This window comes from Methylobacterium sp. J-001 (assembly GCF_022829565.1).
Classification (GTDB): Bacteria; Pseudomonadota; Alphaproteobacteria; order Rhizobiales; family Beijerinckiaceae; genus Methylobacterium.
Window position 1 is genome coordinate 25,642 of sequence record NZ_JAKSYN010000209.1, and the last position, 21,614, is coordinate 47,255.

Annotated in this window: 19 protein-coding genes and 1 pseudogene; 17 read left to right on the forward strand and 3 right to left on the reverse strand. The window is 67.7% G+C overall.

What is annotated here, in order from left to right:
* The first annotated feature begins 23 nt into the window (after positions 1–23).
* The 7 genes from MKK65_RS27285 (at position 24) to MKK65_RS27315 (ending at position 7,828) form a co-directional block, all read left to right on the forward strand.
* The gene (locus MKK65_RS27285) at positions 24–944 is read left to right on the forward strand and encodes an acetamidase/formamidase family protein (RefSeq protein WP_243961262.1); all 921 of its coding nucleotides are present in this window, start codon (positions 24–26) and stop codon (positions 942–944) included.
* 268 nt (positions 945–1,212) lie between these two features.
* On the forward strand, positions 1,213–2,832 hold the full coding sequence (locus MKK65_RS27290; RefSeq protein WP_243961263.1) for an ABC transporter substrate-binding protein: 1,620 nt from the start codon (positions 1,213–1,215) through the stop codon (positions 2,830–2,832).
* A gap of 4 nt (positions 2,833–2,836) precedes the next feature.
* Entirely contained in the window at positions 2,837–3,808 is a 972-nt protein-coding gene (locus MKK65_RS27295; protein ID WP_243961264.1) for an ABC transporter permease, read from the forward strand.
* A 2-nt stretch (positions 3,809–3,810) separates the two neighbouring features.
* Positions 3,811–4,638 (forward strand): ABC transporter permease, encoded by an 828-nt coding sequence (locus MKK65_RS27300; RefSeq protein WP_243961265.1) that lies wholly within the window; start codon positions 3,811–3,813, stop codon positions 4,636–4,638.
* Positions 4,635–6,251, forward strand: a complete 1,617-nt coding sequence (locus tag MKK65_RS27305; protein ID WP_243961266.1) for an ABC transporter ATP-binding protein — start codon at positions 4,635–4,637, stop codon at positions 6,249–6,251. The genes MKK65_RS27300 and MKK65_RS27305 overlap by 4 nt, the downstream gene beginning before the upstream one ends.
* Complete coding sequence (locus tag MKK65_RS27310) at positions 6,248–7,429, forward strand: amidase (protein WP_243961267.1); 1,182 nt, start codon at positions 6,248–6,250, stop codon at positions 7,427–7,429. Before MKK65_RS27305 ends, MKK65_RS27310 begins: the two co-directional genes overlap by 4 nt.
* Positions 7,430–7,828 (forward strand): AtzH-like domain-containing protein, encoded by a 399-nt coding sequence (locus tag MKK65_RS27315; RefSeq protein WP_279596993.1) that lies wholly within the window; start codon positions 7,430–7,432, stop codon positions 7,826–7,828.
* Positions 7,829–7,918: 90 nt separating this feature from the next.
* Here MKK65_RS27315 and MKK65_RS27320 read toward each other — a convergent pair whose 3' ends face one another.
* Entirely contained in the window at positions 7,919–8,140 is a 222-nt protein-coding gene (locus MKK65_RS27320) for a hypothetical protein (protein WP_243961269.1), read from the reverse strand.
* A gap of 824 nt (positions 8,141–8,964) precedes the next feature.
* On the opposite strand from MKK65_RS27320, the gene MKK65_RS27330 reads away from it, so the two are divergent.
* From MKK65_RS27330 to MKK65_RS27370, 9 genes and pseudogenes are all read left to right on the forward strand, one after another.
* On the forward strand, positions 8,965–9,900 hold the full coding sequence (locus tag MKK65_RS27330) for a MurR/RpiR family transcriptional regulator (RefSeq protein WP_313902064.1): 936 nt from the start codon (positions 8,965–8,967) through the stop codon (positions 9,898–9,900).
* Entirely contained in the window at positions 9,897–10,874 is a 978-nt protein-coding gene (locus MKK65_RS27335) for an isoaspartyl peptidase/L-asparaginase family protein (protein ID WP_243961270.1), read from the forward strand. The genes MKK65_RS27330 and MKK65_RS27335 overlap by 4 nt, the downstream gene beginning before the upstream one ends.
* Positions 10,875–10,882: 8 nt before the next feature.
* Entirely contained in the window at positions 10,883–12,793 is a 1,911-nt protein-coding gene (locus MKK65_RS27340; RefSeq protein ID WP_243961271.1) for a dipeptide ABC transporter ATP-binding protein, read from the forward strand.
* Between the two features lie 31 nt (positions 12,794–12,824).
* Positions 12,825–14,375: a glutathione ABC transporter substrate-binding protein GsiB gene (gene gsiB, locus MKK65_RS27345; RefSeq protein WP_243961273.1), complete on the forward strand. Its 1,551-nt coding sequence runs from the start codon at positions 12,825–12,827 to the stop codon at positions 14,373–14,375.
* Positions 14,376–14,480: 105 nt separating this feature from the next.
* Positions 14,481–15,401, forward strand: a complete 921-nt coding sequence (gene gsiC, locus MKK65_RS27350; RefSeq protein ID WP_243961274.1) for a glutathione ABC transporter permease GsiC — start codon at positions 14,481–14,483, stop codon at positions 15,399–15,401.
* Between the two features lie 7 nt (positions 15,402–15,408).
* A complete protein-coding gene (gene gsiD / locus MKK65_RS27355; RefSeq protein WP_243961276.1) occupies positions 15,409–16,311 on the forward strand; it encodes a glutathione ABC transporter permease GsiD in 903 nt (300 codons plus the stop codon).
* Positions 16,308–17,384, forward strand: coding sequence for a P1 family peptidase (locus MKK65_RS27360; protein ID WP_243961278.1), 1,077 nt, complete (start codon positions 16,308–16,310; stop codon positions 17,382–17,384). Before gsiD ends, MKK65_RS27360 begins: the two co-directional genes overlap by 4 nt.
* A gap of 3 nt (positions 17,385–17,387) precedes the next feature.
* Positions 17,388–18,203 carry a M55 family metallopeptidase gene (locus MKK65_RS27365; protein WP_243961280.1) on the forward strand — a complete coding sequence of 272 codons (816 nt, stop codon included), beginning with the start codon at positions 17,388–17,390 and terminating at the stop codon, positions 18,201–18,203.
* Positions 18,202–18,300: pseudogene (locus tag MKK65_RS27370) on the forward strand (IS630 family transposase); the annotation flags it as partial. The gene MKK65_RS27365 and the pseudogene MKK65_RS27370, both read left to right, overlap by 2 nt.
* 115 nt (positions 18,301–18,415) lie before the next feature.
* On the opposite strand, the gene MKK65_RS27375 reads toward MKK65_RS27370, so the two are convergent.
* Positions 18,416–20,032 (reverse strand): ABC transporter substrate-binding protein, encoded by a 1,617-nt coding sequence (locus tag MKK65_RS27375; protein ID WP_409565502.1) that lies wholly within the window; start codon positions 20,030–20,032, stop codon positions 18,416–18,418.
* Positions 20,033–20,239: 207 nt separating this feature from the next.
* Between MKK65_RS27375 and MKK65_RS27380 the strand changes: the two genes are divergently transcribed.
* The gene (locus tag MKK65_RS27380; RefSeq protein ID WP_243961282.1) at positions 20,240–21,166 is read left to right on the forward strand and encodes an N-carbamoyl-D-amino-acid hydrolase; all 927 of its coding nucleotides are present in this window, start codon (positions 20,240–20,242) and stop codon (positions 21,164–21,166) included.
* A gap of 294 nt (positions 21,167–21,460) precedes the next feature.
* Here the strand turns inward: MKK65_RS27380 and MKK65_RS27385 are convergent.
* Positions 21,461–21,614: transposase (locus MKK65_RS27385; protein ID WP_243957380.1), on the reverse strand; the 154-nt coding region annotated here is incomplete at its 5' end.

Genomic DNA, 21,614 nt, shown 5'->3' on the forward strand with positions numbered 1-21,614 from the left:
ACCAACGCCACCAGGAGCCCAGTGTGACGCAGCGCATCAGCAAGCAGGGAACGATCAAGTACGCCCTCTCGGGCGACGAGCCCTTCGTAGCGAGGATCGCACCAGGCGAGATCGTCACGGTCGAGTGCGTGATCAACATCGGCGACGGCGTCATCAAGGATCTGGGGCAGAACCTGACCGAGGCCGACGTCACCTTCCCGTTCGTGAACGGGGCGACGGGCCCGATCGAGATCGCGGGCGCGCAACCCGGCGACATGCTGAAGGTCGAGATCCTCGACATGGAACTCGGCCCGCGCGGCTACAGCTCGCTCTGGCCGGGGCACGGCATGTTCCCGGACTGGGTCCGCCGCAAGGAATGGGGCATCCGCACCAAAGTCGTCGACGTGCAGGACGGCCATGTGATCTGGAACGACCGGCTGCGGCTGCCGGTGAAGCCGATGGCCGGCGTCATCGGCGTCGCGCCGGTCCACGGCGCGGTCCTGACGGTCGACAACGGCACGCATGGCGGCAATCTCGACGTTCAGGAGGTCACCACCGGCAACACGGTGATGCTGCGGGTCGAGAAGCCCGGCGCGCATTTCTTCATCGGCGATTGTCACGCGCTCCAGGGCGACGGCGAAGCGGTCGGAATGGGGGCGATCGAGATCGGTGCGAACGTGACCCTGCGGGTGAGCCTCGCGCCTGCACCGGCGCGGCTCAGCCATCCGCGGATCGAGACGCCCACGCACATCTGCACGCTCGGCTGCGCACGGCCGCTCGAGGATGCGATGCGCATCGCCTTCGCCGACATGATCTACTGGCTCGCGGATGAGTGGAACATCCCCGAGCCCGACGGTTACCTGCTGCTCGCGCAAATCGCCGAGGCGCGCTGCACGCAGATGGTCAATCCGAAATACACGTATATCTGCAAGGTGCCGAAGGCGATCCTCGTGGCTTTGCAGTGACTTGAGTCGCCGCTCTGCCATCCGAGGGCGGACCGGATACGAGCCGGCTGAACCGCGCGGTTCGTCGTGCCCGCTGCTCGGCCCGAAGGTCGCGCGGCAGCGCGTCCGGCCATGGCAAAGATGTTCAGAATGTTTATCCGGCCCTCGAAGGCGATCGGTCGCATCTACAAAAATATCTCCATGGTCTGACGATGTCATGACCCGTCCGTCAAAAATCTGCATGGCATGCATGTTGCTGATCGAAGGGATGGTTCAGGAGTCCTCCGGCTTGTCCCGCACGTTCGACACGACTGATCTCTCCCGCCGCACGGTTCTCGCGCTTCCCCTCGGCCTCGCAGTCGCGGCGAGCGGCGCGCGCGCCGCCGAGCCGAAACGCGGGGGGACGATGGTGATGATCGTCCATCCAGAGCCCTCGACCCTGGCGCACTACGCGGTATCGGCGGGCAACATCCCGCCGATCGCCACGCAGGTCTACGAGGGACTGTGCACCTACGACTGGGACCAGAACCCGCAGCCGAACCTCGCGAAGTCGTGGGAGGTCGCGTCCGACGGCAAGACCATCACGTTCAAGCTTCAGGACGGTGTGACCTTCCACAACGGCAAGCCGTTCACCAGCGCCGATGTGCAGTACTCCTTCATGGAGATCCTGAATAAGTACAATCCGATCGCGCCGGTCATGCTGGCTGAGCTGGTGGCTGTCGACACGCCGGACCCGATGACCGCAATCCTGCGGCTCGCCAATCCGGCGCCCTACATCATGAAGGCGCTCTCCGGGCGAGACCTGCCGATCCTGTGCCGCTCGGTGTTCGAGGGCACGGATGTCCTGCAGAACCCCAGCGCCAACAAGCCGATCGGAACCGGCCCGTTCAAGTTCACGAGCTGGGAGCGCGGCCAGTTCGTGCGCCTCGATCGCAACGAGAAGTACTGGAAGCCCGGCCTGCCGTATCTCAACCGGATCGTCGCCCGGTTCATTCCGGACGCCGCCACGCGCTCGGCCGCCATGGAGGCGGGGGAGGCGCATTTCGCCGGCTACAGCGCGGTGAACTACGCCGACCTCGCGCGGATGAAGACCAACCCGATCCTCGATCTCACGACCAAGGGCTACGAGATGACGCCGGCCCAGAGCGTCCTGGAGCTGAACGGCCGTCACCCGCATCTTCAGAAGAAGGACGTGCGTCAGGCGATCGCCTACGCCATCGACCGCAAGGTCATCCTGAAGGACGTGATGTTCGGCTACGGCCTGCCCGCCACCGGCCCGCTCAGCCGCAAGTTCAAGACCGCCGGCCTCTACACCGACGACGTGCGCCAGTACGATGTGCCCGACCGGCTGGACATCGCCAACAAGCTGCTCGACGAGGCCGGCGCCCCGCGCGGCCCGGACGGGACCCGCTTCGCCCTGCACCTGGAAGTGAACTCCTTCGGCGAGCAGTGGCTGCGGCAGGCCGAGTACCTGAAGCAGGCGCTCGCCGTCGTGGGCATCGCCGTGACGCTCCGCTCGGAGGACACCGCGACCTGGCTGCGGCGCGTCTACACGAACTACGATTACGACCTGAACGAGCCGTTCCTCAGCCAGGGCGTCGATCCGGTCTACGGGTTGAACAAGCAGTTCCTCACCAGCCAGATCCGCAAGGGTGTGACCTTCGTCAACGACACCTTCTACAGCAATCCCCAGGTCGATCGGATGCTCGGTGAGGGCGCGCGCGAGCTGGACCCTGAGAAACGCGCCGCGCTTTACAAGAAGGTCCAGCAGGTCCTGGCGGAGGATAGCCCGATGATCTGGCTCATCGACGTGCAATACGTCAGCGTGTTCAACCGGCGCCTCAAGGACCACACGACTGGCCCCCTCGGGACCCAACAAGCCTTCGAGCAGGCCTGGTTGGACGCTTAAACCCGTGCGGCTCGCGCGTTTCCTCGGTTACCGGCTGCTGCTGGCGATCCCGGTGGTGCTCGGCATCATTGTGCTCAACTTCTTCCTGATCCACCTCGCCCCGGGCGACGCGGCCTCCGTGCTGGCCGGCGAGAGCGGGGCAGCGAGCCCCGAATACATGGAGCAGCTGCGCCACAAGTTCGGCCTCGACCAGCCGCTGGCCACGCAGTTCGGCGTCTACCTGCTGAACATGCTCCACCTCGATCTCGGCTACTCGTTCCGCAACGACAGCCCGGTGGGGGGTCTCATCATCGACCGGCTCTGGCCCACCGGGCTGCTGATGCTCACCGCCTTCGCGGCCGCGTTGCTGATCGGCACGCTGCTGGGCCTCGTGGCCGCGACCGGGCGCAATTCCTGGCGTGACGCACTCATCTCCCTCGTCAGCCTTGTGGCCTACGCGACCCCGGGCTTCTGGCTTGGGCTGATGATGATCGTGGTTTTCGCCATCCGGCTCGGCTGGCTGCCCACCAGCGGCTACGACACGGTCGGCGCTGACAACGAGGGCTGGGACGAGGTCTGGGACGTCGGCCGCCACCTCGTCATGCCGGCGGTGGCGCTCGCGCTGTTCTACCTCGCGGTCTACGCCCGGGTGATGCGCGCCTCCGTGTTGGAACAGGTCGGCATGGACTACGTCACCACCGCCCGCGCTAAGGGCCAGACCGAAGCGCGGGTGATGACCGGCCACGTCCTGCGCAACGCGCTGCTGCCGGTAGTCACCATGGCGGGCGTGCAGGCCGGCAACCTGATCGGCGGCTCCATCGTGGTCGAGACGGTGTTCGGCTGGCCGGGTGTCGGCACGCTGGCCTTCAACGCGCTCCAGTCGCGCGACCTCAACCTGCTCCTGGGCATCTTCTTCGTCTCGGCCTGTCTCGTTGTGGTGATCAACCTCGCCGTCGACCTCGTTTACGTCTGCCTCGATCCGCGGCTGGAGCTCTAGCGATGCGCACGGCCCTGGCGCGGTTCGCGCGCAACCGCCTCGCCCTCGCGGGGGCGGCGGTGCTCCTTGGGCTGGTCGCCCTCGTGGCGCTCACGCCGCTCCTCTATCCGGGCGATCCGTTCGCGCTCGTCGGCCCGGCCCTTCAGCCGCCGGGCAGCCCGTTTCTGCTTGGCACCGACACGCTGGGCCGGGACGTGGCCGCCGAGATTGCGTACGGCGCCCGCACCTCCCTGATCATCGGTCTGAGCGCTACCGGCGGGGCGATCCTGCTCGGGACGCTGATCGGCGGGCTCGCCGGCTACTACCGGGGCAGCGTCGATATCGCACTGATGCGGCTCACGGAGTTTTTCCAGACGATCCCCGCCTTCGTGCTGGCGATCCTGATCGTGGCGATCCTGTCGCCGTCGCTGTTCAGCGAGGTCGTGGCCATTGTGGCCGTCTCCTGGCCGGGCATCGCCCGGCTCGTGCGGGGCGAGTTCGTGGCACTCGGCAGCCGCGAGTTCGTGCTGGCCTGCGACGGCCTGGGGGCGGGCGACACGCGGATCATCTTCCGCCACATGCTGCCGAACTGCACCGCGGCGATCATCGCGGTCGGCACGCTCCTGATCGGCACGGCGATCCTGATCGAGGCGGGGCTCGCCTTCCTGGGCCTCGGCGATCCCAACGTGATGAGCTGGGGCCTGATCATCAGCTCGGGCCGCGCGGTCCTCCGGTCGGCGTGGTGGATCTGCACCTTCCCCGGGCTGGCGATCCTGCTGACCGTCCTTGCCATCAACCTCGTCGGGGATGGTCTGAACGAGGTCCTGAACCCGAGGCTCCGAGAGCGATGAGCGACGCCGTCCTCGAGATCGAGACGCTCACGATCACGCTACCCCCCGGCGCGGACCGGCCGAATGCCGTCACCGATCTGGATCTCGTCCTGCGGCCCGGTGCGGTCACTTGCCTGATCGGCGAGAGCGGATCGGGCAAGTCGATGGTGGCCCGTGCGATCCTCGGGCTGCTCCCGGGACCGCGCGTGCGCGTCGCGGGCGGGCGCATCCTGTTCGAGGGCGCGAATCTCGCCGCGATCACCCCGCGTCAAATGCGCAAGGTCCGGGGTGCCCGCATCGCGATGATCTTCCAGGAGCCGATGACGGCCCTGAACCCGCTCCACACGATCGGGCGGCAGATCGACGAGGTCCTGCGCATCCACACGCCGCTCGGGCGCGCCGACCGCCGGGCGCGCATCCTCGCGCTCCTCGACAGTGTCCACCTCCCGGACCCGGCCCGGCTGCTGCGCGCCTATCCGCACCAGCTCTCGGGCGGTCAACGCCAGCGCGCGATGATCGCCATGGCGCTGGCGCTGAACCCACGGCTGCTCATCGCCGACGAGCCGACCACGGCGCTCGACGTCACCACGCAGGCGCAGATCCTCTCTCTGATCCGCGACTTGCAGCGCGAGCACGGCACGAGCATCCTATTCATCACGCACGATTTCGGCGTGGTGGCCGACATCGCCGACACGGTGGCGGTTCTGCAGAAGGGCGTCTTGGTCGAGCAGGGGCCGGCGGCCTCGGTCCTCGGGGCGCCGAAGCATCCTTACACGCGCGCGCTCATCGCCGCCGTGCCGAAGCTCGTGCCGCCGCCGCGGCGCGCCGCGAGCACCGCCCCCTTGGTGGTGGAGGCCAAGCGGGTCGAGAAGACCTACGGCGCCCGTGGCCTGTTCGGGGGCCGCGTCACCCGCGCCCTCGACGGCGTCGACGTCACGCTGCGGCGGGGCGAGACCCTGGGCCTCGTCGGCGAGAGCGGCTCGGGCAAGAGCACGCTCGCCCGGGCGATCACCCGGCTGATGCCCGTCGACGGCGGGGAGATCCTTCTCGCCGGGCACAGCGTCGCCGACCTGAGCCGCCGCCAGATGCGCCCGCACCGCCGACGCGTGCAGATGGTGTTCCAGGATCCCTACGGCTCGCTCGACCCGCGCCAGCGCGTGATCGACATCGTCGCCGAGGGGCCGATCATTCACGGCACCGAACCGAGGATCGCGCGGGTCCAGGCCTGCGAGATGCTGGCGCTGGTCGGCCTCGATCCCGCGGCGGCGCAGCGCTTCCCGCACGAGTTTAGCGGCGGCCAGCGCCAGCGGATCGGCATCGCCCGGGCGCTCGCCATGAAGCCCGAGATCCTGGTGGCCGACGAGCCCGTCTCGGCCCTGGACGTCTCGGTACAGGCGCAGGTGCTCGCGCTGCTCGCCGATATCAAGGCGCGGCTGCACCTCAGCATGCTGTTCGTGACCCACGATCTCCGGGTCGCGCTGCAGGTCTGCGACCGCATCGCCGTGATGCGGTCCGGTCAAGTGGTCGAGGTCGCGCCGACGTCTGAGATCTTCTTCGCGCCGAAGCACCCCTACACGAAAGCCTTGTTCGCCGCCGTGCCCGGCGTGCAGTGGCAGGAGCCGATCCCCGCATGACAGCCGAACCGCCCCTCTCGACGGACCCGTTCCTGCCCGGGCCGCGAGTGCGCGTCGCCGGATCCGCCACGGGGCCGCTCGCCGGCCTCACCTTCGCCGTCAAAGACCTGATCGACGTCGCGGACACCCCAACGGGGGGCGGCAATCCGGACTGGCCCCGCGTCTACCCGACACCGACCCGCCATGCCGGTGTGGTGCAGATGCTGCTCGACGCGGGCGCCTCGGTCGTCGGCAAGACCGTGACCGACGAGGTCTCCCTGGGGATCCTCGGCGAGAACGCCCACGACGGCACACCGCTCAATCCCACGATGCCCGACCGGGTGCCCGGCGGCTCGTCCAGCGGCTCGGCCTCGGCGGTGGCCTCGGGCGCCTGCGACTTCGCCCTGGGCACGGATACCGGCGGCTCCGTGCGCGTGCCGGCGAGCTTCTGCGGCCTCTATGGGATCCGGCCGACCCACGGCCGCATCGACTTCGCCGGGATCTGCGTCCAGGCACCGGGTTCGGATACCTGCGGCTGGTTCACCCGGGACGCGCGCACCTTCGCGCGGGTCGGCGAGGTGCTGTTCGACCAGGCGATGCCGGACTCGTTACCGCACACGCTCCTCGTAGCCGCGGACGCGCTCGGCTTCGCCGACGCCGCGGTGCAGGCGGCGCTGGCCCCGCAGATCGACCGCCTGGCCGCCCTGGTCGGCAACCGGCGCGACGTGACCCTAGCGCCGCAGGGCCTGTCCGTGTGGCAGCGGGCGCAGCGCGTCCTGCAGAGCAGCGAGGCGTGGCAGACCTTCGAGCCCTGGCTCGATGCCTGCAATCCCCGCATGGCCTTCTCGGTCGCCCGCTCGTTGATCCAGGGCTCGATGATGACCGATGCCGAGCGCAGCGCCGCGAGCCTGATGCGGATCGAGGCCCGGGCCCGCCTCGCGCGGCTTCTGCCCGCCGGCACGATCCTGTGCCTTCCGACCACGCCGTTCCCGGCGCCCCTGCGCGGGCTGCCGCTCGGTGCGCTGCATCCCTTGCGCGAGCGCATCGCGTGCCTGACGAGCCACGGTGGCCTCACCGGCGTCCCGCAGGTCAATATCCCGGGCGCCCGCGTCGACGGCGCTCCGGTTGGCCTGTCGATCCTCGGTGCGCGCGGCACCGACCTCGACCTGATCCGCCTTGCGGTCGCGCTGGAGGGCTGAATGGACGTGACCCTGAACCGCCGGGAGGTCGTGGCCGAGATCGCGACCTTGTTCGAGCGCTACGAGCAGGCGCTCGTCGAGAAGGATATCGCCGTGCTCGACGCGACCTTCTGGGATAGCCCGCATACGATCCGCTACGCGCTGGGAGAGAACTGTTACGGGTTCGCCGAGATTCACGCCGCCCGCGTCGCGGCCGATCCGCCGTCGGGGGGCACCAAGGAGGCATGGATCCGACTGGAAATCCTGACGATCGGGACCGATTTCGCCACCGTCAATCTGGAGTTCAGGCCGCGCGGCAAGCCCGGGATCGGGCGCCAGAGCCAAACCTGGATGCGCTTGCCCGGTCTCGGATGGAAGGTGGTATCCGCCCATGTGTCCATCCTGCCGATCGCGATGTGACCCAGGATCGCTGGGCGCAGAGGACCGGACACATTCAGCTTCGGTCAACCCCGCGGCTCGGCTCTGCCGCCAGCCCGTCGCTGACCGCCTTCAGCACCGCACCGTCGCTCCTCCCCTCTCGAGGGCGGCCGCGTGACCGGCGAGCTGATCGGCCGCACCTGAGCCGGGGCGAACGATCACCTTGGCATGCGCAACCTGCGACGAGCAGCTCAGCGGGGCCGCGTCCTCGGCAATCAGATTGAGCAGGGCATCGACGGCGTCGACCACGGGGACGGCCTGCTCGGCCCTCCCGTCGATCAGCGAGGCGCCCATGCCGTCGCGCTCGCCCGCCACAGGTTCTTATCACGAACCCTCGCGACGCACCGGTCAGACATCGGCGACGTATTTCGTCCCGATGTGGATGAAGTCTTCCATGTTTTCGGTCGGACCGACGACCTGTTCGTCTCGGACGGCGAGGCCCTCATTTCCGGCGCGCTCATATCTCCTAGAATGAGACTGGGTTCACCTTTGCAGCGGACGGACGTCAGAGCTGCCGGTCCGCTTTCGGCCAGACCACGTCATGCCGGATCGCCAGAGCGCGCAAAATCGGACGTTCGGCCGTGCGCCCATCTCGATCATTCAGGAGGCTCTCGTCCTTCCCCGAAAGCGGACCCCGATGTGATGACTCTGGTCTGCTTGTAGCCAAGCGAGCGCCCGACCTTGCGGTAGAGGCAAAACCTACGCACCACAGTTACAAGCGTCGATCGCCAACGCCGACATGTTCGTCGGACCCGGCGAGAAATCTATCTCGCTGCTGAGAATACGGTTGGGCCACTGATTGAAGTGGCTTTTCGATGCTCCCGCAATGCGACGCACAACCTGCGCAAAGCGAGGCTGCCCGCGGCGCACCGCGTCACCGAAAGCTCTGCTCCGAACCGACGAACCGATCGCCCGCGAACCAAAATTATCACGGCTCGCCTCGGGACGAAGCCCTCGGATCCGCATCTGATCACGAGTGAGATGACCCAATCTCTCTGGGAAGTTCAGCGATTTGTGCAGCTGGTGCCGCGAAAATAAGCGTCGAAGCGCTTGCGGATGATCAAAAAAATTCTCAGACTGATGAGAGGTGAGAATTTTTGATCGGCTTAAGCGTCGTGGTGTTGGAGTCTAAGGAACCTTCTGTCGCGCAACGGATCGCGCACGCGTTTCCGGCGCTCAGCTCCGCCCACCGAGAAGTCGCCCGCTTCGTCCTTGATCATCCGTTGCGCGCTGCGACTCTGCCTGTGAATGAGCTTGCAGATTTGGTTGGCGTCTCAGTCGCAACCGCTAATCGGTTTGCCCGCGCCGTGGGCTACGAGGGCTACGCAAAGTTCCGCGCGGCCCTCGTCCTCGGCTATGAGAAGGCGCTCGCACCGGTCGAGAAGCTGCGCGGCAGCCGTGATCAGCCCGCGACCGCGTCCGGCATCCTCGACGGAGCCTTGGCCGACATCATCCGCAACATCGAGGCGACGCGGCGCGGGCTCGACGGCCAGACCTGCGCGCAAGCCGTCGAGGCGATGCGCCGGGCCCGGCGGGTCTACGTTGTCGGGCTGGGCAGCAGCAGCTGGCCGGCCGGCATCCTGGCGCGCAACCTCGACGTCAACCGCGAGGACGTCCACTTGCTGGCGACACTGGAGGGGCCCGGCTTCGCCGCCCGGACCCTGCGCCGGCTGACCGCCGACGACTTGGTCATCGCCCTCGCCACGCCGCGGTACTTCGCCGACACGGTGCGGCTGGCCGAGATCGCCCAGAAGCACGGCGCCACGGTCCTGGCACTGACCGACGGACCGCACTCGCCCCTCGTCGCCGCCGCCACGATCACGCTCTACGCGCAGACCGACTGCCACTACTTCGCCGCCTCGGATGCCAGCCTGACGGCACTCGTGGAGGCCCTGGCGAGCGCCTTCGCCCACGCCACCGAGGATCTCGTTCCAGCGGCGACGCGGGTGACGGAGGCCGTGCTGCCGTGGCTCGACCGCGACTACGCCGCCTGGCCGCCTCAGGGCGGATCCGACGACCTGTCCGACACCACGCCTACGGGAACCGTTCCATGAGCGACCACCGCCCCGTTCTCGTGATCCACGGCGGCGCCGGGACGATCGCGCAGGGCCAGGACGATCTGGGCGAAGCGCGCTATCACGCGGCCCTCGCCGACATCCTGGCGGCCGGAGCGGCCTGCCTCGCCGCCGGCGGCAGCGCCCTCGACGCCGTGAGTGTCGCCGTCGACCTCCTGGAGGAGTGCCCGCTCTTCAACGCCGGCCGCGGTGCCGTCTTCACGAGCGCCGAGACCCACGAGCTCGACGCCGCGATCATGGACGGCGCCACACTGCGGGCCGGCGCTGTCGCGAGCGTCTCGCGGGTCCGCCGGCCCGGCCGCGCGGCCCGCGCGGTGATGGAAGCGGCCAAGCACGTCCTCATGGCCGGTGCCGGCGCCGAGGCCTTCGCGCGCCGGCACGGCCTAGAGATGGTCGAGCCCGATTTTTTCTCGACGGAGGCGCGCCGCGACCAGCTTCGCCGGGCCCGGGCCGCCGGTCAGGTCGCTCTCGACCACGACGCGGCTTCGGGCCCCCTGGACGAGACCCGCAAGTTCGGCACGGTGGGCGCTGTCGCCCTCGACCGCAACGGCCACCTCGCCGCCCTGACCTCGACCGGCGGCATGACCAACAAGCGTCCCGGTCGGATCGGTGACTCGCCGCTGATCGGCGCGGGCACCTACGCGGACGATCGGACCGCCGCGGTCTCGTGCACCGGCACGGGGGAGGCCTTCATTCGCGTTGCGGCGGCGCACGACGTCTGCGCGCGCATGGCCTACGGGGGCCAGGACCTCGAGGCGGCAACCCGGGCGGTTGTCGAGGAAAGCCTGCCGTCGGTCGGCGGCCGCGGCGGGCTGATCGCCGTCGACGGGCGCGGGCAGGTGGCGATGCCGTTCAACACAGAGGGCATGTATCGCGGCCTCGTCCGCCCCGGCGAGATGCTGAACACCGCTATCTTCGGCGAATCTCGCCGCGTCCCGGCCTCCGCGCGATGAGATCCGCCATGCCGACCATCGCAGCTGGGACCGCCTCTCCTGCCGCTCTGCCCGAGGGACGGGTCGTTTCCGTCACGGGGCTCACCGTCCGCTTCGCGACCTCCGAGCGGACGGTGGAGGCGGTCCGCGACCTGGCGTTCCACGTCGACGCCGGCGAGACCCTAGCGATCGTCGGCGAGTCCGGGTCCGGCAAGTCCGTGACCTCGCTCAGCCTGATGCGCCTCGTCGAGCACGGCGGCGGCCGGATCGCGGCCGGGCAGATGCTGTTCCGGCGCGGCTCGGGCGAGATCCTCGATCTCGCCGCCCCGAACGCCAAGATGGGGGCGATCCGCGGCGCCGAGATCGCGATGATCTTCCAGGAGCCGATGACCTCCCTGAACCCGGTCTTCACTGCCGGGGATCAGATCGCGGAATCGATCCGCGTCCACCAGGGGAAGAGCGCCTCGGCCGCCCGGGCCGAGGCGCTGCAAATGCTCGACCTAGTGCGCATCCCCGAGGCGCGCAACGTCCTCACGCGCTACCCGCACCAGCTGTCCGGCGGCATGCGCCAGCGCGTGATGATCGCCATGGCCCTGTCCTGCAAGCCGCAGCTGCTCATCGCCGATGAGCCGACCACGGCCCTCGACGTCACGATCCAGGCGCAGATCCTCGAACTGATCCGCAGCCTCCAGGCCGAGATGAAGATGGGAGTCGTCTTCATCACCCATGACATGGGCGTCGTGGCTGAGATCGCCGACCGCGTGCTGGTCATGTACCGCGGCGACAAGGTGGAGGAGGGGGAGGCGCCCGCGCTCTTCGCCGCGCCGCGCCATGCCTACACCAAGGCGCTGCTGGCCGCCGTGCCTAAGCTTGGCGCCATGGCGGGCAGCGATCTGCCCCGGAAGTTCGACCTGCGGCGGGCCGAGGCCCGGGAACAGCCGGCAGGACAGGGGGCGCCCGCCACGGTCGACGTGCCCCACGACACAGTCCGCGCTGGCGCCGGGCCGATCCTGCGGGTGCGCGACCTCGTCACCCGGTTCGACATCCGCGGCGGCCTGCTCAACCGCGTGCGCCGCCGCGTCCACGCGGTGGAGCGGGTCAGCTTCGATCTCCACCCCGGCGAGACCCTGGCCCTCGTCGGCGAATCCGGCTGCGGCAAGTCCACGACGGGCCGTTCGCTTCTGCGCCTCGTGGAGAGCGAGAGCGGCCTGATCGAGTTCGATGGCGGCAACGTCCGCGACCTGCCACCCGGGCAGCTCCGCGGCCTGCGGCGCAACATCCAGTTCATCTTCCAGGACCCCTACGCGTCCCTCGATCCCCGCCTAACCGTCGGCTTCTCGGTTATGGAGCCGCTGCTAGTCCACGGGATCGCGACGCGTCGGGAGGCTGAGGCGCGGGTGGCGTGGCTGCTCGAGCGCGTCGGGCTGACCCCCGACCAGGCCCAGCGCTACCCACACGAGTTCTCGGGCGGTCAGCGGCAGCGCATCGCCATCGCCCGAGCCCTAGCCCTGAACCCGAAGGTCATCGTCGCCGACGAGGCGGTCTCGGCGCTCGACGTGTCGATCCAGGCGCAGATCGTGAACCTGATGCTCGACCTCCAACGGGAGTTCGGCCTCGCCTACCTGTTCATCAGCCACGACATGGCGGTGGTCGAGCGCATCAGCCACCGGGTCGCGGTGATGTATCTCGGCCAGATCGTCGAGATCGGCCCCCGCCGCGCGATCTTCGAGAACCCACAGCACCCCTACACCCGCAAGCTGATGGCGGCGGTGCCGATCGCCGACCCGGCCCGCCGACACCTGCGCGCCCGCCGGCTCCTGACCGATGAGATCCCAAGCCCAGTCCGGGCGCTCGGCGACGAGCCGCAGGTCGCGCCCCTCGTCGAGATCGGCCCCGGCCATTTCGTCGCCCGCCACACGGTCGGCGGGCTAGCCGCCTGACACCGCCTATTCCCGCCAGCAGGATCGTCTCATGTCCCGAGGTCTGACCATGTTCGAGCGCTTCCTCCTCGCCACCGGCCTGCTCGCCGCGGCGGCCGCGCCCGCCGCCGCCGCCGCGGGTGATCCGATCCTGGCGATCAGCGGCCAGCCCGAGACCCTCGACCCGTACAACACCAACACCACGCTCACGACCGCCGTCACCAAGTCGTTCTACGAGGGCCTCTTCGGCTTCGACAAGGATCTCAAGGTCCGCAACGTTCTGGCCGAGAGCTACGAGAGCTCGCCCGACGGCCTCGTCTACACGTTCAAGCTGCGTGAGGGCGTGAAATTCCACGACGGTACGACGTTCGACGCCGCGGCGGTGAAGGCCAACCTCGACCGCGTGCTCGATCCTGAAAATCACCTCGCGCGGTACAATCAGTTCAACCGCATCAAGACGATCGAGGTGCTCTCGCCCACGAGTCTGTGCATCACCCTTAAGGAGCCCTTCGGGCCGTTCATCAACTCACTGGCCCACGCCTCGGCGGCGATCATCTCGCCCACGGCCCTCAAGAAGTACGGCAAGGACATCGCCTTCCACCCGGTCGGCACCGGGCCGTTCACCTTCGTCGACTGGAAGCAGACCGACTACGTGAAGGGCGCCAAGTTCTCCGACTACTGGCAGGCCGGCTTCCCGAAGGTCGACACCATCACGTGGAAGCCGGTGCCCGAGAACGGCACGCGCGCCGCCATGCTGCAGACCGGGGAGGCCGATTTCGCCTTCCCGCTGCCCTACGAGCAGGCCAAGATGCTCGAAGCCAGCAAGAAGCTGAAGATCGAGGTCCACGCCTCGATCATCGAGCGGTATCTCAGCATGAACGTGCTGCAGAAGCCGTTCGACGACCTGCGCGTCCGTCAGGCCATCAACTACGCGATCAATAAGGAGGCCTTGGCCAAGGTCGCTTTCTCGGGCTTCGCCTTCCCCGCCCAGGGCATCGTCCCGCAGGGCGTGCGCTACGCCCACAAGATGGACCCCTGGCCCTACGACCCGGCCAAGGCGCGCCAACTCCTGAAGGAGGCCGGCTACGCCAACGGCTTCGAGGCGACCCTCTGGAGCGCCTACACCACCACCACCGCCCAGAAGGCGATCCAGTTCCTCCAACAGCAGCTCGGGCAGGTCGGCATCAAGGTGCAGACCCTGGCCCTGGAGCCCGGCCAGCGCACCGAGTGGGTGCAGACCGCCCCCGATCCGAAGACCGCCCGCGTCCGCCTCTACTATGCCGGCTGGTCATCCTCGACCGGTGAGACCGACTGGGGCCTGCGGCCGTTGCTGGCGACGGAGGCGTGGCCGCCCAAGCTTAACAACACCGCCTACTACAGCAACGCCGAGTTCGACGCCCTCCTCGCCAAGGCGCTGGTCTCGACCAACGACGCGGAGCGGGCCGAGCTCTATGCCAAGGCGCAGGAGATCGTGATGAAGGACGCCCCCTGGGCGCCGCTGGTCACCGAGCAGAACCTCTACGCGACCTCCGCGCGGCTCTCAGGCGTCTACGTCATGCCCGACGGCAACATCGATTCCGGCGAAATCGCTGTCGCTCAGTAGCCGCCAATCGCGGACCCCGCGCCGGCTGGCCCGATCGTTGGCCGGCCCGGCGCGGCGCGCCCGCGCGATAGCCTCACGCAAACCCCGGATCGCGGGCGCGAGCCTATGCTGACCTTCCTGCTCAAGCGGCTTCTCGGGCTGCTGCCGACGCTGCTGATCGTCTCGGTGCTGGTCTTCCTGTTCGTCCACCTGCTGCCCGGGGATCCTGCCCGGCTGGCGGCCGGGCAGGATGCCGACGCCCAGACGGTGGCCCTGGTGCGCACAGAGCTCGGCCTCGACCGGCCCCTGCCGGAACAGTTCGTGCGCTACTTCGCCAACCTCGCACGCGGCGATCTCGGCGTCTCGATCCGCACCCGCCGCCCGGTCTCGACCGAGATCGGCGAGCGCTTCCTGCCGACCCTCCTGCTCACGCTCTCCAGCATGGCCTGGGCGGTCGCCTTCGGGCTGATCATCGGCATCGTCTCGGCGGTCTACCGCAACGAATGGCCCGACCGGGTCGGGATGACGCTCGCCGTGTCCGGCATCTCGTTCCCCGCCTTCGCGCTCGGCATCCTCCTGATGCAAATCTTCTCGGTCGAGCTCGGCTGGCTGCCGACCGTCGGCGCCGACACGTGGCGGCACTACGTGCTGCCGTCGCTGACGCTGGGCGCGGCCGTGGCCGCCGTGATGGCCCGCTTCACCCGCGCGGCCTTCGTGGAGGTCATCGGCGAGGATTTCGTGCGAACCGCCCGCGCAAAGGGCCTCAAGGAGCGCGTTGTCATCGCCAAGCACTGCCTGCGCAACGCTTTGATCCCGATCGTGACCATGATGGGCCTGCAGTTCGGCTTCCTGCTCGGCGGCTCGATCGTCGTGGAGGCGGTGTTCAACTGGCCCGGCATGGGCCGCCTGCTCGTCGATGCCGTCAACCAGCGCGACTATCCGGTGATCCAGGCCCTAGTCCTGCTGTTCTCGCTGGAGTTCATCCTAATCAACCTAGTCGTGGACGTGCTCTACGGCCTCATCAACCCGACCATCCGCTACAGGTGAGCCGGCCGTGACCGACATCCTCGTCCCCGCCGCCCCCACCGTCGCGCCCGTCCCCACCGGCATCCGGACGCCGTGGTCGGAATTCTGGCGCAAGTTTCGGCGCCAGCGCGTCGCTGTCGTCGCCCTGGGCTTCATCGGCCTGCTGGTCGTGGTGGCTGCGCTGGCCCCGTGGATCGTGCCCTATGATCCGGTCAACGACTTCGACTACGACCGGATCAACGAGGGTCCCTCGCTCGCGCACTGGCTCGGCGTCGATCCCCTCGGGCGCGACATCCTGAGCCGCATCGTCGAAGGCGCGCGGATCTCCCTGGCGACTGGATTCCTCTCGGTCGCCGTCGGCGGTCTCGTCGGGACCGTGCTCGGTCTCCTGGCGGGCTACTACGGCGGCTGGTGGGACCGGATCGTCATGCGCATGTCCGACGTGCTGTTCGCCTTCCCGGGCATCTTGCTGGCGCTCGGCGTCGTCGCCATCCTCGGCTCCGGGCTCGTCAACGTCGTCGTAGCGGTGTCGGTCTTCAGCGTCCCGGCCTTCGCGCGCCTCGTGCGCGGCACGACCCTGGTCCTGAAGAACAGCACCTACATCGAGGCCGCGCGAAGCATCGGCGCTCCCGACCGGACGATCATCCTGCGCCACATCCTGCCGGGCACGATCTCGGGCATTGTGGTCTACTTCACAATGCGGCTGGGTACCTCGATCATCACGGCTGCGAGTCTGTCCTTCCTCGGCATGGGCGCGCAGCCGCCGACGCCCGAATGGGGCGCCATGCTGAACGAGGCCCGCGCCGACATGGTCTCGGCGCCGCACGTCGCGCTGTTCCCGAGCCTCGCGATCTACTTCACGGTGCTAGCCTTCAACCTCCTCGGGGATGGCCTCCGGGACGCTCTCGACCCGAAGATCGACCGCCTGTGACGCCGGCCGCCCCCCCGCGCCCAACGCCTCGCGTCGGCAGCCTGCCGAGGGGTCAGCGCGACGCCATCACCGACGTCCCGGGCGTGACAGTCGGTCATTGCACGCTGGCCGAGGGCGACGTGCAGACTGGCGTCACGGTCGTGCGGCCGCACGGCAGCGATCCCTACCGGGACCGCGTTCCGGCGGCCGGCGTCGTGCTGAACGGCTTCGGCAAGTCCGTCGGCCTGATGCAAGTCGAGGAGCTCGGTGTGCTGGAGACGCCTATCGCCCTGACCAACACCTTCGCGGTGCCGGCGGTGGCCGCGGCCCAGATCCGCGCGGCGATCGCTGACAATCCGGAGATCGGGCGCGTACTGCCGACGCTCAACCCACTCGTCTTCGAGTGCAACGACGGCTACCTCAACGACATTCAGCGCATGGCGGTGGGGGCGTCCCACTATCGCGAGGCCCTAGACGCGGCCGGCGCCGACGTCGCGGAAGGATCGGTAGGGGCCGGGCGCGGGATGTCGAGCTTCGGCCTAAAAGGCGGCATCGGCACCGCTTCCCGGCGGGTCCGCACGCGCACGCGCGGCCGGTTCACGCTGGGCACCCTCGTCCTCTCTAATTTCGGCAAGCCGTCCCAGATCCGGGTCTGCGGCACGCCGCTCGCCGCCCACCTCCGGGCAGACGCGGACGAACCGGACTCGGCCGCGGAGGCCCCGGAGAAGGGGTCGATCATCATGATCGTCGCCACCGACGCGCCCCTCGACGCGCGCCAGCTCCGCCGCCTCGCCCTGCGGGCCGGGGCGGGTCTCGCCCGGACCGGCTCGGTGTTCGGCCATGGCAGCGGCGACATCGCGCTCGCTTTCTCGACCGCCTACACCGTGCCACACGATCCTGCGCGCCCGATGCCGGCGCTCGCCCTGCTGCACGACACGGAGCTCGACCCGCTGTTCGAGGCCACCGCGGACGGGATCGAGCAGGCGATTATCCACGCTTTATGGCGGGCCGAGGCGGTAATGGGCCGCGACGGCCACAGGCGGCGCGCGCTGGCCGATCTCCTGCCCGGCTGGGCCGATATTCTCGGAGCCTGAGCGATGCGCATCCTGATCTCGACGGATATCGAAGGCGTCGCCGGGATTTACCATCGCGTCCAGACGACGCCGGGCAACCCCGAATACGAGCGCGCGCGGCTGCTGATGACGCGGGAGGCCAACGCCGCCATCGCGGGCGCGTTCGACGGTGGCGCACGAGCGGTGCTGGTCAACGACTCGCACGGCAACTTCCGCAACATGCCCCCCGACCTCCTCGATCCCAGGGCGCAGGTCGTCCAGGGTAAGCCACGGCCCCTCGGGATGATGGCCGGCCTCGATCAGGACATCGATGCGGTCTGCCTCGTGGGCTACCACTCACGGGCGAGCGGACGGGGCATCCTGGCCCACACGGTCAACAACTTCGCCTTCGCCCGGCTAGAGATCAACGGCCTTGAACTTGGCAAAGCCGGTCTCTACGGCGCGCTGGCTGGCGAATACGGCGTGCCGGTCGTGATGGGGAGCGGCGATGACGTCTTCATCGCCGAGAACCATGCACTGTTTCCTCAGACCCGATTCGTGGAAACCAAGCGTGCGACGGGACAGAACAGCGGCATCAGCCTCTCGCCCGCGCAGGCCTGCGCGGCGATCCAGAAGACCGTCGCGGCGGCGCTGCGGGATCGCGCAGCGCCGCCACTCCGCTTCGACGCTCCTTTCGAGATCCGCATGTGGGCACAATCTCCTGCTCTGGCGGATCTGTTCTGCGTTTGGCCGGGCCTGCGACGGGGAGAGGGCAATGGATTCGCATTTACTGCCGCGCGCATCGAGGAGGCCGTTCGGATAATCAACTGCATGTCAGCTATGTCGGCCGCGCTCCGGTGAAGTGGAGGCGGCGCAGGAGGCGTGGTTCGAGGCTTCGCCCGACCTTGACCCCGGGCGGCTCGTCTTCCCCGACGAGCCAGCGGCAGCCACCTCAATTGGGTTGGTAGAAGAACGTCCGCTTCTCCGGGCAGCCTTTTCAGAAGCGGTCATTCCGCTTTCTGCCACATCCAGCCAACGTCCGATCGACTTTAGGACGGCGCTTATCTGATCCGCTAACGTTCCGGAGCCGAGATGTAGACCGGTGAGAGGCTCTGGTTCCAGCTCTGGGCCTGAACGAACCCCTTCACGCTCGGGTTCATGGCTCGCGGGTTCACGTCATGAACGACCATGACGAACAGCGCATCGTCGACGAATTTCTCGTGGATTTTCATCAGTACCTTGGCCTGCTGAATGGGATCGAAGGTGTTGCGCACGTCGTCGAACATCTTGTCCATCGCTGGATCGCAATAATATCCCCAGTTGCTTCCCACGGGGGCCGTCAGATCGCACTTAAGATGACGGATCAGCGCACTGTACGGATCCTGCAGCGAGTAGCTGTAATTGATGCCGGTCACGCCGCGTGAGATGTCAGCCTTGGCACCGGCGCGCCAGATGTTGATGAGCGTGTTCCACTCGACCACCTCGTAGTCGATCTGGACGCCGACCTCGGCGAGGTTCTGCTGTATGAACTCGTTCATCGGCAGGGGCTGCATCTGGCCAGAGCCCGATGCCGAGATTGCGATCTTCGTCCTCAGGGGCCTACCCGGCCCGTAACCGGCTTCCGCCAGAAGCTTCCTGGCCGCGCCGGGATCGTACCTGACCTGGAACGACGGATTGCCGAACCACCGGTCGTCAGGCGGGAGGAACCCGGTAGCCGGAACCGCTAGGCCGCCGAGCAGCTCCTTCAGTCCCTCGCGATCGACCGCGAGATTGACCGCCTTGCGCACCCGGATGTCGTTCCAGGGTGAACCCGCGATGCGAGACAGGTGCCACGTCCAGTTGTGCGGATACGAGTTTGTGGCAATCGTGAAGCCCGCTTTCCTCAAGGACGCCACTGCATCTGGCGACGGCGCCTCAATCCAGTCGATCTGACCGGAACGCAGTGCGGCGACACGCGCGTTCGCATCGGGCAGCGGCACAAGCACCATCTTGTCGAGCTTCGGCACACGCGACGCGTCCCAATAGGAGTCGTTGGGCACCATCTCCGCGCGCTCACGCGGGGCGAACAGCGTAAGCTTCCACGGACCCGTACCGGACGGCTGCTTGGCGAAGGCGTCCCAGGACCGACCAACCTTCTCCCACTGCGCCGGTGAGGACATGGCGATATAAACGAGCTGGTAGGGCAGCGTCGCATCGGGCGCCTTAGTCACGATCTCCAGCGTCATCGGATCGATCGCCCGATAGCTCGCTACCGCCGGGATACGCACCTTGCCCTGCGCGGACTGGCGTGGGTCATATTGAGGAGCGTCGGGCCTTAACAGCTTGTCGAGGTTCCAGACGGCTGCGTCGGCGGTGAAGTCAGATCCATCATGGAATTTGACGCCCGGTCGGATATTGAACGTCCATCTGTTCCTATCGACCGGATCCACCGTCCAGTTCGTCGCGAGACCAGGGATCAGGTCGGCGGGCTTGTCGGAGTGGGTGAGGTCCCATGCGATCAACGCGTCGTAGATCGTTTGCCCGACGAAGCGGATCCCCTCGCCACCGTTGTCCGCCTGTCCTGTGGTCAGCGGGATGTCGGAGGCGGTCATGCCGATCCGCAGCACGCCCTGGGCCGAGGAGGCGTCGTGCATGCCCAGCAGTAAGGCAAAGGACAGGATCGCGGATCGCCAGGGTGGCAACGTCGACATGTCGGGACCTCGGTCTCGTGCCGACGTGGGATGGCCGGCGGCTGACGGCGGTCCCGCAAATCTCCAGCCAAGCTGTCTGCAACGGTTGCATGCGGGTTCGTGCCCGCGCCGGTTCCAGAGCTTGGCAGCGGCTTTGCACCGGCGGGAGGATACGCGGTTGCACGGCGTTCGGTCCGACCGTGACGTATCCAGAATGGTGAGCTCCCCATGGTTCAACTCGTCATCGGCGGCGCTCAGATGGGCCCGATTCAGCATGCCGACAGCCGGCAGGTCGTCGTGGCCCGGATGATCGCCTTGCTGGAAGCCGCCGCCGCTCGAGGTGTCGAGATGCTGGTCTATCCTGAACTCGCGCTTACGACCTTCTTTCCGCGCTGGTACATGGATGACGAGGCCGAGATCGACGCGTTCTTCGAGCGCGAGATGCCGAACGGCGCGACGGCGCCCCTGTTCGAGCGCGCACGCGCCCTCGGCGTTGCCATCACCTTTGGCTACGCCGAACTGACGCCCGAAGGCCGCCGCTTCAACACCTCGATCCTGACCGACCGGGCGGGCGCCATCGTCGGCAAGTACCGCAAGATCCATCTACCCGGGCACAGCGAGTACGACCCAGAGCGCACCCACCAGCATCTGGAGAAGCGCTACTTCGAGCCGGGCGATCTCGGATTTCGCGTTTGGCGCAACGCCGGTGTCGTGATGGGCATGGCGATCTGCAACGACCGGCGCTGGCCGGAGACCTACCGGTGCTTGGGCCTTCAGGGGGTGGAACTCGTCACGATCGGCTACAACACCCCCTCGGCGAACGGTCAGCAGAGTTCTGAAGGCCTGGAGAAGCGTCTGTTCCATTCCGACCTGTCGCTTCAGGCGGGCGCCTATCAGAACGCGACTTATGTCGTCGGCGTTGCTAAGGCCGGCATCGAGGATGGGCATCCGCTGATGGGAGGCTCGATCATCGTCGATCCGGATGGATTCGTCCTCGCCCGGGCGGCGACAGAAGAGGACGAACTCATCCTGGCCGCCTGCGACTTCGACAAGTGCGCCTTCGGCAAGACGACGATCTTCGACTTCGCCCGTCATCGCCGGACCGAGCACTACAGCCGCATCACCGCGCAAACCGGCATGCAGGTCGAGGTTTGATCCGTGGCACCTGTCTTATGCCGACACCGCTGTGATGAGCGATACCTCCAGTCAAACTACGAGCATCGTAGAGCTCACAAACAAGCGCACAACTCTTCATTGCTTTCCTGTAATATATCACGAGCCGGCGACTGCGCTTTCACTCTGCCCGCATGGCATTGTATGTCAGGCGCTCTGCATAACCTCAGCGAGTCAGGAGTGGCTCGTCCGCTTTCTGGCCTGCCCCCTGAAAAGTGGTCCTCCCTGAGGTATGGCTTTGCGCACGTGGAGTTGACCCCGTTTGTGGTCCACGGCCTATGCAAGTTTTCGGGCTGTGACAGCTTGGTTGGCGAAGGCTCGGGGCGTCAAGCCGCCCAAGGCCGTATGGGGGCGATCTTCGTTGTAGTGGCACCTCCAGTCCTCGATGCGCTCGCGGGCATCGGCCAGCGACAGGAACCACGAGGCGTTC